Below are 12,523 nucleotides of genomic sequence, written 5' to 3'. Positions count from 1 at the left end.
ATCTTCTCTGTGCCAATGAAGAAAGCATCCTATAGCCAAATTATCGAACTTGAGAAAAGAATTTATTCCTGTCGTGTTTGCACCCATCATCCACTTTATCTTCCTCCTCTTCCTCATGAGCCTAAACCTGTCGTTTATTTATCCAATACGGCTTTGATTGCAATTGCGGGCCAAGCTCCAGGGTTGCGTGTCCATGAAACTTCTATCCCTTTTAATGACCGTTCTGGAGAAAGATTACGATATTGGCTCGATGTTACAAAAGAAGAGTTTTATAATAGATCTCACTTTGCTATTGTTCCTATGGGATTTTGTTTTCCAGGCTATGATCAAAATAAGTCTGATTTACCTCCAAGACGTGAATGTCGTGAAATATGGCATAAAGAAGTTTTTCAAGCCATGCCCCAAATAAAGCTTGTCCTTGCTATTGGAAGTTATGCACAAAAGTGGCATATTGCAGAATTAAAACATAAAACTGTTTCAGCAACCGTCCATGATTGGAGAAATATTCTTTCCATACGCCAACCTCGAGGTTATAATGTCATGCCTTTACCGCATCCATCATGGAGAAACACTTCTTGGTTACAAAAAAATCCATGGTTTAATGATGAGCTTATCGTATATCTGCGGAGTTTGATACGTAAATTTTTACAAACTGAAGATTGAGAAAAAACATGGATCGTCTTGACCGAAAAATTTTACACCTGTTACAAGAAAATGCGACACTTTCTGTTGCTGACATTGCTAAAAGAGTTGGACTTTCAACCACTCCTTGCTGGCGTAGAATTCAAAAACTTGAAGAAGAAGGTGTCATTCAACGTCGTGTGGCCGTTCTTTCTCCAGAGAAAGTAAACGCGCATGTTACTGTTTTTGTTTCCATTCGTACGAATACACATAGCCATGAATGGTTTAAACGTTTTGCGAAAATTGTCGGAGAATTTCGTGAAGTCATCGAGTTTTATCGCATGAGTGGAGATATTGACTATTTATTGCGTGTTGCCGTTCCCAATATTGAAGCCTATGACCTCTTTTATAAGAAACTAATTGCTAAAATTGATATCCGTGACGTCTCATCTTCTTTCGCAATGGAACAGATTAAATATACAACAGAACTTCCACTCAACTACATAAAACTGCAAGAAAAAACCAATGAACAAAGTTCTTAAAGGTTTCTTTAATGTGCTATCATCCTTTAAATAATCAAATCATCTTATTCAAAAACCGCCATTTGTGCGTGGGTCAAAACAGCCGCCTTAACAATACCAGCCGCTATCGCAGCACCCGTTCCTTCTCCAAGACGCATTTTCAAATCTAAAAGTGGTTCTTTGCCAATTTTTTTTAAAAGTTTATGATGTCCAGATTCAGAAGAAACATGTCCAACAAGAGTATGGTCTAAAGCTCTTGGATGCATTTTATAAAGAACTGCTGCAGCAGCAGTTGCTACAAAACCATCTAAAATAACGGGAATTTTTTCCATTCTTGCCGCTAAAATAGCACCAATCATAGCCGCAATTTCACGCCCTCCTAGGCGACGCATGATCTCAAAAGGATCATTAAAATAATCCTTGTGTAAAGATACCGCCGTCTTAATCGCCGCTATTTTACGTTGATAGAATTCACCATCAAATCCCATACCATCTCCCGTCCATTCCTCAACCTCTCCGCCAAACAATGCCAAACACAAAGCTGAAGCTATTGTTGTATTTCCAATGCCCATTTCACCTATACATAGGAGATCTGTTCCACCCGCAATAGATTCCATTCCAAATGCCATTGTAGCCGCTGCACTACGCTCGTCCATTGCTGCATCTTTCGTAATATTCATTGTAGGATATTCAAGTGCCAAATCAAAAATCTTCAATCCAAGATCATAGGCTATGCAAATTTGATTAATAGCAGCACCACCAGTTGCAAAATTCTCTACCATCTTTTGTGTCATAGATTGCGGAAATGATGTAACATTTTCTTCTATAATGCCGTGATTTCCCGAAAAAATAGCAACCAGAGGTCGTTTTACGACAGGCTTTTCTGCTCCCCTCCATCCTGCATACCAAACTGCGATATCCCCTAATTTTCCCATCGCTCCTTGAATCTTCGTCAATTTTTCCTGCCGTCGTTTTGCCAATGTCATAGAAAAATCATCAGCAATAGGCAAATTTGTGAGTAAAGCACGAAAATCATCAAATGGACTAACGGTCATGAAAATACCTTTTCAAATTTAAAATTTTTAATGAGAATCTCGTCATATATAAAGGATATGAATAATTCATTGTTTTTTTTAAGCAGCTTTTAAAGCGCTAAATAATATGAAAAAAATTATTTTGGCGCTCTTTTTGCTTATTAAATAAATATTTTATTCATTTATATATTTTAATATTATCAATATATTATTATCTATTTTTATACTATTGCATTAAATCATACTTCTCTACTGCATAGTATCGTGTAGCATATTCTTGTGTAGTATTAACTCTCTCCATAATAAAAGATAATAGCTTTTTGCAATCCTCAAATTTAAATTGTTGAAAACTTTAACGGAGATTGCCTTGTAAACACTTATTAAGCGAGAGCAGCAAAAGCTTTTTTCAAAACACGCACGTCTGCATCAGTTTTTGTTGCATCATTTGATAATATTTGCCGCCACCGACGTGCTCCATCTCGACCATGAAAGAGACCAATCATATGGCGTGTTATATGAGAAAGCCGCCCTCCTGATGCAATATGTTGATTAGCATAATCACACATCACTTCAATAAGATCACTATCACTCAGATCGCTCTGTGGTACACCATATATTTCAAAATCAATATATTTTAATAAAGTTGGGTCATGATAAACTTGCCTACCAACCATGGCCGCATCACATACTGTCAAATGCTCTTTGATTTCATCAATAGATTTAATTCCACCATTTATTCCAATGAATTTATGAGAATATTTATGTTTTAACTTATAAACTCTTTCATAATTTAGTGGGGGAATATTACGATTTTCTTTCGGGCTTAATCCTTGTAACCATGCTTTACGTGCATGGACCCAAAGTGCATCACACCCAGCATTCCAAACTTGATTTGCTAAAAGATCTAAAGCAAATTCTTCATTCTGTTCGTCCACACCAATACGGCATTTAATAGTGACAGGTACGCTAACGGCTGTTTTTATCGCCTCCACAGCACTTGCGACAATATCAGGATGCAGCATCAAACAAGCACCAAACATACCTGCCTGAACACGATTTGATGGGCAACCAACATTGAGATTTATTTCATCATAACCAAATTCTTCAGCAATTCGCGCAGCTTCTGCTAATTTTTTCGGATCTGCTCCCCCTAATTGCAACGCAATTGGATGTTCTTTATCGTTAAAAGCTAACAATTGTTTACGAACACCATGGATTACTGCATCGGCTACCATCATTTCGGTATAAAGGAGCGTTTTTTTTGTTAAAAGGCGATAAAAAAATCTGCAATGCCGATCTGTCCAATCTAACATTGGTGCTACTGCAAATTTTACTGATGATGGAGAATTATAAAATATCATAAGAGCGTTGCTCTCTCATTTATTAAGGGCGTCCTCTTTCATACATACAAGGCTCTCATTTTTCTACTTTAAGAGAAAAACCTCTTTCCTTTATCATCAGTTAAAAATATAGAAACATATTCTCTTACCAATGATACTTCTTTAAAATCTAAAATTCTGCCAAAATCAAAAGAAGAAACATTATATACCATTTCTAATGAAATGAAACTCTTGGATATGCAATGCATGTTGTAAGGAAAGCACATTGTAACATAAAAAATTACTTTAATAGTTCTTCTCGCCCCCAATGATTCATAAATGCATTTTCCTGTATAATAAATGAAAATATCTTGCAGCTAATAAAAAAGAAATGAAAGTGCAATATAATATACAACATTGTGGCTTATTTGCCTTCAACGTTTTATCGCCTTCTTATAAAGTTAAATGAGCATCAATTTTGTTTGCTGTCTTTTTATCTTGCATGTAAGCAGAAAGAGCATCAATTTCTTTCTCATTAAACAAAAGCCCCAGTTTTGAACGGCGCCATAACACATCTTCACATGTTTTAGCCCATTCCTTTTCCATTAACCATTTGACTTCGACTTCATAAAGCCCATGTCCAAAATATTTTCCTTTATCTGCTTTACCGTTTTCAAATATCAGCAGTGCCTCCGAACCATAAGAACGCGCAAGTCTACGGTATGTGAAAGTATCTAAATCTGGAATCAAAAGAGCAATCTTATTTTCAATTGTATCCAGCTTATCATATGGAAAATCTCCTCCAGGAAGCGTTGAATTTTTTGTCCATGGCCCTCGCCTTTTTCCAAGTGCTTTTTCAACAAATTTCATGGCATCTTCAGCCAGCTTGCGATAAGTTGTAATTTTCCCACCATAAAGATTAAGAATCCGGGGCATATTTTCTGTCCCCATTTCTTTCAAAACATAATCACGTGTAATTTCTTGTGCTTTTGAAGCTCCATCATCATAGAGTGGACGAATACCTGAATAAGTCCAGACAATCTTTTCACGCAATACCGGTTGTATGAAATATTCGCTCGCGGCAGTACAAAGATAATCAATCTCTGCATCTGTAATATGAACATCAGCAGGATCACCTTGATAGTCACAATCTGTTGTGCCAAGGAGTGTAAACACTTCCTGATAGGGAATAGAAAATATAATACGCCCATCACCATTTTGAAAAATATAAGCACGATCATGGGCATAAAGCTTAGGAACCAGAATATGAGATCCCTTAACAAGACGTACAGGAGAATTCTTTTTACAGTCTAATATATTTGCTAGAACATGATTAATCCAAGGCCCCGTCATATTCACAATATAAGAAGCTGTAACACAATATTCTGTATTGTTTAATTTATTACGAAGGAAGAGAAGCCATTTTTCTTTTTCTCTTTTTATAGAAATAACTTCCGTTCGTACTTTTATATCAGCCCCCTGCTTTTCTGCATCACGAGCATTAGCAATGACCAAACGCGCATCATCAACTCGAGCATCAGAATATTCAAATCCTCTCTGATACTCTTCCTTTAGTGTAGAGCAAAAATTTTTTGAAAAATTCACCATTCTACTGCGCCATAGTTTTTGATTCCAATTCCCTAAATAATCATAAATGAACAGTCCCAAACGCAACATCCAAGCGGAGCGTAACTTTTTATGATAAGGGAGAAGAAAACGAAGAGGACGCACAATATGGGGAGCCATTTGCAAAATAGTTTCACGTTCTTTCAAAGCATCACGAACAAGTCTAAACTCATAGTGTTCAAGATAACGAAGACCACCGTGAATAAGCTTTGTCGATACACTTGATGTTCCTGAAGCAAGATCATTCATTTCCGCCAATCCCACTTTAAAACCGCGTCCAGCGGCATCTCTTGCCAATCCACACCCATTTATTCCTCCACCAATGATAAAGAGCTCATAATGTGTTGTGGTTTTCATAATTTTACTTTTCATCATTCAAATTAATTTGTTTTACTGTACACAATAAGAAATAAGAAAACAGTCAGAGACAATATCAATGTTCTTAATCGAATTGTTAATATCCTTTTTCTACGGTCAATAAAGGAAGGAAATTTTATCCCCTTTAAAAACACTATCTCGCAAAATGATGCGTCATACAAAATACCCTTTTTAGAGAAAATTGATATTCTCTCTGTAACCCATAAATTATAGTTAAATACTTTATTGCATACAGGCAATAGTTTTCATATAGTTTACTCAATATCACAATAGAAATATGAAGCCGTATATATGACCCATCATCCTCAACACTCAAAAGCAACAATCATTGCAAAATTTTCAGCAACAATTATGTTGAGTATTCTGATCTCTTCATCCTTTTTATCAAACGCAATATCACACGGGAAAACAGAAAATGACCTTAGCTTAGAAAATTTTAAAACACAGCTTTTAGAAGATCCTACTTTTTTGTCTAAGCTTAAAGAAAAACTTATCCCTCTTGTTGATGATCACGATATTCAAAAAATCGTAAGAGAATATTTACTTACTAATCCAGAAATCATGATTGAAATGCAACTTATCCTCCAAGAAAAGTTGGAAAATAAAAACAAACAAAAAACTCAAACACAAGCTTCAATCATTAATTTGTTTAAAAAGGAAATTTTTCAATCTCCTCACGATGCTGTTGTGGGGAATCCAAATGGTAAAAGAGTGCTGATTGATTTTTTTGATTACAATTGTGGATATTGTAAAATGTCCTATTCATACATAGAAAATTTAATAAAAAAGTACCCAGATCTGCGGGTTGTTGTCAAAGATTTACCAATTCTTGGTCCTGATTCTATGGCAGCACATAGTGTTGCCTATGCTTTTCGCCAACTACTTCCAGAAAAATATCCTCAGTTTCATAAAGCCCTTTTAACCAATAAAAGTCGTGCCAATGAAGCTAAAGCTATAAAAATAGCCATTTCATTAGGAGCCGATGAAAAAGAACTACGCAATGCATTAACAGATTCTAAACTTCAAAATTCCTTTAAAAAAAACATGCAAATTGCCTCTGCTCTGAATATTACAGGAACGCCTTCTTATATTATTGGTGATAAAGTGCTCATCGGAGCTGTAAGCCAAGATATTCTAAAAGAATCCATAGAACATATAAAATAAAATGTTTTTTTACCTCATAAACTTTTATAAAGAAGACCGTAAATGGAATAATTTTATGCTTTCTCTTTTTTGATAACAGGCTTATAAGTGCAATTTTGTAAAGTAGATACTGGTTTAAAATTATAAACTGTGATCTAAAAGTGAATAGCTTTTAATAGAAGCCTCCAAAAAGATTATCCGTAGTCTAGAGATATTCGATCATAGCAATTAGATAATAACGATCTTCATTGATCAAGGAGAAAAAAATAAAATGGTAACAAAAAAAAATGACGCGGAAAAACATACCTCAATTGATACGAAAATTATTCGTGACCTTGCTGAAATTTTAAATGATACAAATTTAACAAATATTGAACTAGAACAAAATGGACTTCGTATTTGTGTATCGCGTCAAAATACCTCAGCTGCTCCTGAACAAACAATTTATGCCCCTATTCCTGCTCCTACTTTTTCAGTAACTTCTCCTCCTAGCACAATAACAGAAACTCCTACACAAGAAGACAAATCAAAAAATACAGTAACGTCTCCTATGGTTGGAACCGCCTATCTAGCGCCTTCACCAGGTGCACAGTCTTTTGTAGAAATAGGACAAAGTGTTTCTGAAGGAGAAACTTTACTTATTATTGAAGCAATGAAAACAATGAATCAAATTCCATCACCACGCTCAGGCACGGTAACCACTATTTTTGTTAAAAATGGCCAACCCGTTGAGTTTGGTGAACCACTTGTCGTTGTTGAATAAAGCAAGGAGCAATTATGATTCGAAAAATTCTCATCGCTAATCGGGGAGAAATTGCTCTTCGCGTGCTACGCGCTTGCAAAGAACTTGGAATAAAAACTGTAGCCGTTCACTCCACCGCTGACGCCGATGCAATGCATGTTCGTCTTGCTGATGAAAGTGTCTGCATTGGCCCTCCCCCAGCGCGCGATTCTTATTTAAATGTTCAACAAATTATTGCAGCGTGTGAAATTACAGGAGCTGATGCTGTTCATCCCGGCTATGGCTTTCTTTCTGAGAATGCAAAATTTGCAGATGTTTTAGAAGCTCATAATATCACATTTATCGGCCCAACAGCTGCGCATATTCGAATCATGGGCGATAAAATCGAAGCAAAAAAAACTGCTAAGAAACTTGGAATTCCGGTAGTTCCTGGTTCAGATGGAGCTGTTCGTGATGAAACTGAAGCTTTGCGTGCTGCTCGTGAAATTGGTTACCCAGTTATTATTAAAGCTTCTGCCGGTGGTGGTGGACGTGGTATGAAAGTTGTCTATTCTGAACAAGAGTTTGCTGTGGCACTCAAAACAACCCGTTCAGAAGCAGCAGCAGCTTTTGGAGATGATGCAGTTTATATCGAAAAATATTTAGAAAAGCCTCGTCATATTGAAATTCAAGTTATAGGTGATGGAGCGGGAAATGCTGTTCATTTAGGAGAACGCGATTGTTCACTTCAACGACGTCATCAAAAAATATGGGAAGAAGCGACGTCACCTGCGCTTAATGAAATTGAACGGAAAAAAATTGGTGATATTGTGGCCAATGCCTGTGCACAACTTAGATATCGTGGAGCAGGTACTGTTGAGTTTCTTTATGAAAATGGTGAATTCTACTTTATTGAAATGAATACGCGTTTGCAAGTTGAACATCCTGTAACTGAAGCAATTACAGGTATAGATTTGGTCCATGAGCAAATTCATATCGCATCAGGCTGCAAACTTTCAGTAACTCAAGATGAGATTTGCTTCTCTGGTCATGCCATCGAATGTCGTATCAATGCAGAAGATCCCCTTAATTTCACACCATCACCGGGAACTATTACACATTTTCATACTCCTGGAGGTTTGGGCATTCGCGTTGATTCAGGTGCTTATTCTGGTTACCGTATTCCTCCTTATTATGACAGCATGATTGGAAAGCTCATTGTGCATGGACGTACACGTTTAGAATGTATGATGCGTTTACGGCGAGCTTTGGATGAATTTGTAGTCGATGGAATCAAAACAACATTACCTCTTTTTCGTGATCTCATTGAAAATAAAGATATTATAGACGGTAATTACAACATCCATTGGTTAGAAAAATATCTTTCTAACCAATCAACCTCTCCAGATTCGTAGTTTAGTAACAACATGATCAATATTTGTTAATACTTCTACGAAGTGACAATACGGGAATAATACCTAACGCTTCTATAAACGATAAGAAAACAAAGAAGGTAATTGTTTTATAATTTGTGATATAAGTAAAAATATGCACTAAAATTGATAATTTTCTATTTTCCTTTTTGTAAGTTTGTGCTACCTGCTATGTGGTTATGCCCTTATAGCTCAGTTGGTAGAGCACCTGATTTGTAATCAGGGGGTCGGGAGTTCGAGTCTCTCTGGGGGCACCATCTTTTATCTTTAACATATTGAAATATATAATCTTTTTATTTTAAAAACTGATTTCAGACCACCTTTTAGACCACCTTCTACAGTTTATACAACTTTACCTAATTTGTTATTATTTGCTCCTTATTTTTCTTCGGGGTAAAGGCTAAGATCTCTTTTTTTCTCCATCTCACCGCTCTCCCTAGCTTATAAGGCTCAGGAAACACCCCTTGAATCACCCAATTGCGAATCGTTGTGGTTGATATGCTAAAAGTTGTGCACATTCGCGTGTTGTTACGTATCTATCACCATCATCCAATATCATCTCATTACCTTTCACTCTTTTATTATATAAATGGGCGGGGGTGCTGGGAGGAGAGAGCACCCCCATAGGGTTAAGCAGCTTTTGTCAAGATCTGCTCCATGTCTTGCTCTATTTCTGCTAAAAAGACCTCGACTGCTTTAGTAAGCTGTTCAATTTGTTCATCATCACGGTGGATGCGTTTGACTTTCATCCTCAAACCAGTAGATCTGCCTACAAATTGTGGATTATAGCTAATGAAATGACTCCATTTGCGTCCTGTACAAGCCATTTGGAATTGCATCTGCGCTATATATTCAGGTTTAATCTCGTCATACATAAAAAAACGAAGATGCGTCGTTGACTGTGGACATTTAACTTCAACTAAACCGTCTTCTCCAATCAAGCCATCAGGACTAGCCCCTGCCGTCTCTATGGTAGGATGTGGTATAAAACCGCATTTTATGACATCGGCATCATAAATGAATTCATATTCTTTCAGGGCGTCCTCTTCATGTTCAATCCCCCATTGCATAGATGGTGTTATATAAGATTGGCTTATTTCCCCTGTTAAGCGTTCTGTCATGAGTTTGATTTTGTAGTCTTCGTATTTGCTTGTCGGCAATCCTTTGGCTGTTCTACTGAAGACATTGTAAACATTAGAGGCTGTGACTTTTCCTAATCTTGCTTGAAACCATTCTGCTGTTCTTTGTTCCATATCACACCGCCGTTTGTGGTTGTGTTGATGCCATTTGCTTATTTTGTTTATCTTTTAAAAGGTGCAAAATGGTTTGCGCGCTCTGATCAGAGATATCGTCAAGCTTTTCGACATTCGCGTAAGAAAGTATCTTTTTTTCTTCTGCCTTTGTTTGTATCATCAGTCTTCTGATTTCATTGATCTGTTCTGGAAAAGCTGGTTTTTCAGGCATATTTCCATCTTTATCGTCTTCTTTGCTTGCAACATTAAGAAGCATGCCTAACAGATATCTGCGTGCATAGGTAATCGTAGAACCAAGAGATTGAATATTATTTTTGCTTCCTTGTCCATCAATTGGAAATGTTCCTTCTGTTGAGATTTGATTTCCTGAAGGATGAGACAGAGTTATTTCTATGGTAATGTTTTTTTCTGTTTGATTTTTAATATGAGAAAACAAAGCGAAGCGGTGTTTTGCAAGAGTGTCCTTTACAGCGTCAATATACTGATCAAGGGTTGCATATGCACTCTTAGTATGGTTGTTTTTAGCATTTTTGGTGATTGTTTGATATTCGATTTGCATAGCCGAAAGATCATGAATAAAGCTCTGATGGTTCTGTCTTTTTATTTCTTTTTCTCTTAAATCAAGAAGACGTTCTAAGCGGTCCATGTCGACGTCACTTTCTAATGCTTTATTTAAAATGCGTTCCATAGCAGTTTGTTCGACGTCTAAATGTTGCGTTTTTTCAACTTCTGTTAGGTTAGTGTTTTGTTCACTCATCTTGATTTCCTCCATTGCGCGCAATTCACCCGTTGCGTGAATCACGCTTGTGTTAAAAGGGTTGTTGTTTGTTGCTAGAAAGGGTTGTCGAACTCTGTTGAAGAGTCGCCGTTCTGGGCAGTCATAGTTTGGTTACAAGCTTCTGAATTATCATAAATTTTTGTATTACCATAAATTCTTGAATCATTATCAATAATCACATTTCCATAGATTTGTGTGCTGCCAAAAATATGACCTCCATATATTTTGACGTTATTATAAATTTTAGCATTCCCAAAAATTTCCGCACTATCAGAAATTTGTGCGTTATCAAAAATCTTAGCGCTATCATAAATTTTAGCCCAGTAATACGCCTTGGCATCATTATAAATCCAACAATCGTTTTCATGACTTAAATTGTCTTCATCCTCTATAAAGCCGCCAAGATCACCTGCTTTGACATCTCCAAAGTCTCTCAATGCACGAATTCGGTAAAGCGTAACATATCCATCAAACTCAATTTCTTCATCAGTAAGTTCGTATTTCTTTTCCATGGTTACTATTTCTCACGTTCTACGATGACAGTGGAGTCACTAATTTTACAATTTCCAGCAATGTCTACACGACAGCAAATATATGCTTGATTGTAGATTTTAGCATTTCCGTAAACGTGTACACTTTCCCCTATAACACAGAATTGCCATAAATCCGCGCATAGCCAAAAACCTTGGCATTATCGCTAACAAAAGCACCAGCAACTTCGGCATAATCAGAAATTTGTGCATTCCCATAAACTCGTGCATCATCATAAACTTTGGCATTATCGTAAACTTGTGCATTGCCAAAAATCCAACAGTCTCCCTTATGGCTTAAGTTACTTTCTTTTTGGATAAAACCGCCTAGGTCACTTTTTTTGACATATCCAAAGTCTCTTAAGGCTTTAATACGGTGAAGCGTTCGTCCAAAAACTGAGATTGTTTCATCAGTAAGTTCGTATTTTTTCATATGGTTTTTTCTCCAGTTGAGATGGACTGATTGCCGCCAATACATGCGTTCCAACAAACACATGCATCTCCATAAATCTTTCCAAGAGCGTAAACCTCTGCCCTACCCTTAACTTTTGCATTTTCATAAACTTCTGCATTATTATAGACACGTGCTTTCTCATAAACCTTGGCTTGACCGTAAACACGTGCTTTACCATAAATCTTAGCTTGGTCGTGAACGCGTGCTTTGTTGTAAACTTGTGCATTATCGTAAACCATGGCATTATCAAAGACTTCTGCTTTTCCGTAAACTTTTGCTTTATTTAAAATACACGCTTCAGATTCAATACAAGCATTTCCAAAAACATTTGCATTGTCACTAATATATGCTCTGTCTGCAATGCGTGCTTTTTCAAATACTCTTGCATTACCGCAAACTTTAGCACTATGAGAAACACAAGCATTGTCCCCAACCCAACAATCCCCCTCATGGCTTAAATTGCCTTCATGCTCTATAAAACCGCCTAAATCACCTTTTTTTACATCACCAAAGTCTTGCAATGCACGGATACGGCGAACCTTACGCCTATAAACTATATAGATTTCATCAGTAAATTCGTATTTTTTTCCATGGTTTATTTCCTCCATTAGCGTGCAACTCACCTGTTGCGTGAATCACGCTTGTGTTAAAAGGGTTGTTGTTAGAAGGCTGTGTGATATTGACCACCTCCCCGCCCTTAAAAACGAGGAGA

At 36.8% G+C, this 12,523-nt stretch carries 13 protein-coding genes, 1 tRNA gene and 1 pseudogene; 6 read left to right on the top strand and 9 right to left on the bottom strand.

Going from position 1 to position 12,523, the window contains the following annotated elements:
* The first annotated feature begins 15 nt into the window (after positions 1 to 15).
* The gene (locus tag LNM86_RS06725; protein ID WP_241438942.1) at positions 16 to 663 is read left to right on the top strand and encodes a uracil-DNA glycosylase family protein; all 648 of its coding nucleotides are present in this window, start codon (positions 16 to 18) and stop codon (positions 661 to 663) included.
* An 8-nt stretch (positions 664 to 671) separates the two neighbouring features.
* A complete protein-coding gene (locus LNM86_RS06720; protein ID WP_241437044.1) occupies positions 672 to 1,163 on the top strand; it encodes an Lrp/AsnC family transcriptional regulator in 492 nt (163 codons plus the stop codon).
* A 44-nt stretch (positions 1,164 to 1,207) separates the two neighbouring features.
* Here the strand turns inward: LNM86_RS06720 and cobT are convergent, their stop codons facing one another.
* The 3 genes from cobT to glpD all read right to left on the bottom strand — a co-directional run bounded on the left by cobT (position 1,208) and on the right by glpD (position 5,496).
* Positions 1,208 to 2,197: a nicotinate-nucleotide--dimethylbenzimidazole phosphoribosyltransferase gene (gene cobT / locus LNM86_RS06715; protein ID WP_241437043.1), complete on the bottom strand. Its 990-nt coding sequence runs from the start codon at positions 2,195 to 2,197 to the stop codon at positions 1,208 to 1,210.
* Positions 2,198 to 2,556: 359 nt separating this feature from the next.
* A complete protein-coding gene (dusA, locus tag LNM86_RS06710) occupies positions 2,557 to 3,537 on the bottom strand; it encodes a tRNA dihydrouridine(20/20a) synthase DusA (protein WP_241437042.1) in 981 nt (326 codons plus the stop codon).
* 411 nt (positions 3,538 to 3,948) lie between these two features.
* Positions 3,949 to 5,496, bottom strand: a complete 1,548-nt coding sequence (gene glpD / locus LNM86_RS06705) for a glycerol-3-phosphate dehydrogenase (protein ID WP_241437041.1) — start codon at positions 5,494 to 5,496, stop codon at positions 3,949 to 3,951.
* Positions 5,497 to 5,790: 294 nt separating this feature from the next.
* Here glpD and LNM86_RS06700 point away from each other — a divergent pair, with 294 nt between their 5' ends.
* The 4 genes from LNM86_RS06700 to LNM86_RS06685 all read left to right on the top strand — a co-directional run bounded on the left by LNM86_RS06700 (position 5,791) and on the right by LNM86_RS06685 (position 9,053).
* Positions 5,791 to 6,663: a DsbA family protein gene (locus LNM86_RS06700; RefSeq protein WP_241437040.1), complete on the top strand. Its 873-nt coding sequence runs from the start codon at positions 5,791 to 5,793 to the stop codon at positions 6,661 to 6,663.
* Between the two features lie 250 nt (positions 6,664 to 6,913).
* A complete protein-coding gene (gene accB / locus LNM86_RS06695) occupies positions 6,914 to 7,405 on the top strand; it encodes an acetyl-CoA carboxylase biotin carboxyl carrier protein (protein WP_241437039.1) in 492 nt (163 codons plus the stop codon).
* Positions 7,406 to 7,419: 14 nt separating this feature from the next.
* Positions 7,420 to 8,778 (top strand): acetyl-CoA carboxylase biotin carboxylase subunit, encoded by a 1,359-nt coding sequence (gene accC, locus LNM86_RS06690; protein WP_241437038.1) that lies wholly within the window; start codon positions 7,420 to 7,422, stop codon positions 8,776 to 8,778.
* 199 nt (positions 8,779 to 8,977) lie between these two features.
* A tRNA-Thr gene (locus LNM86_RS06685) sits at positions 8,978 to 9,053 on the top strand.
* 99 nt (positions 9,054 to 9,152) lie between these two features.
* Here LNM86_RS06685 and LNM86_RS06680 read toward each other — a convergent pair.
* The 6 genes and pseudogenes from LNM86_RS06680 to LNM86_RS06655 form a co-directional block, all read right to left on the bottom strand.
* Positions 9,153 to 9,355: pseudogene (locus LNM86_RS06680) on the bottom strand (helix-turn-helix transcriptional regulator).
* A 70-nt stretch (positions 9,356 to 9,425) separates the two neighbouring features.
* Complete coding sequence (locus LNM86_RS06675; RefSeq protein ID WP_241437037.1) at positions 9,426 to 10,049, bottom strand: lambda exonuclease family protein; 624 nt, start codon at positions 10,047 to 10,049, stop codon at positions 9,426 to 9,428.
* A gap of 1 nt (position 10,050) precedes the next feature.
* The gene (locus LNM86_RS06670) at positions 10,051 to 10,806 is read right to left on the bottom strand and encodes an ERF family protein (RefSeq protein ID WP_241437036.1); all 756 of its coding nucleotides are present in this window, start codon (positions 10,804 to 10,806) and stop codon (positions 10,051 to 10,053) included.
* A gap of 74 nt (positions 10,807 to 10,880) precedes the next feature.
* Positions 10,881 to 11,339, bottom strand: coding sequence for an LbetaH domain-containing protein (locus LNM86_RS06665; RefSeq protein ID WP_241437035.1), 459 nt, complete (start codon positions 11,337 to 11,339; stop codon positions 10,881 to 10,883).
* Positions 11,340 to 11,469: 130 nt separating this feature from the next.
* A complete protein-coding gene (locus LNM86_RS06660; protein WP_241437034.1) occupies positions 11,470 to 11,790 on the bottom strand; it encodes a hypothetical protein in 321 nt (106 codons plus the stop codon).
* Positions 11,787 to 12,419, bottom strand: coding sequence for an LbetaH domain-containing protein (locus LNM86_RS06655; protein WP_241437033.1), 633 nt, complete (start codon positions 12,417 to 12,419; stop codon positions 11,787 to 11,789). The genes LNM86_RS06660 and LNM86_RS06655 overlap by 4 nt, the downstream gene beginning before the upstream one ends.
* Positions 12,420 to 12,523: the final 104 nt, after the last annotated feature.

It is taken from the genome of Bartonella machadoae (assembly GCF_022559585.1).
In the GTDB taxonomy this organism is placed as follows: Bacteria; Pseudomonadota; Alphaproteobacteria; order Rhizobiales; family Rhizobiaceae; genus Bartonella; species Bartonella machadoae.
The sequence above is the reverse complement of the archived record's forward strand: the minus strand, read 5'-3'. Positions and strand labels throughout refer to the sequence as shown.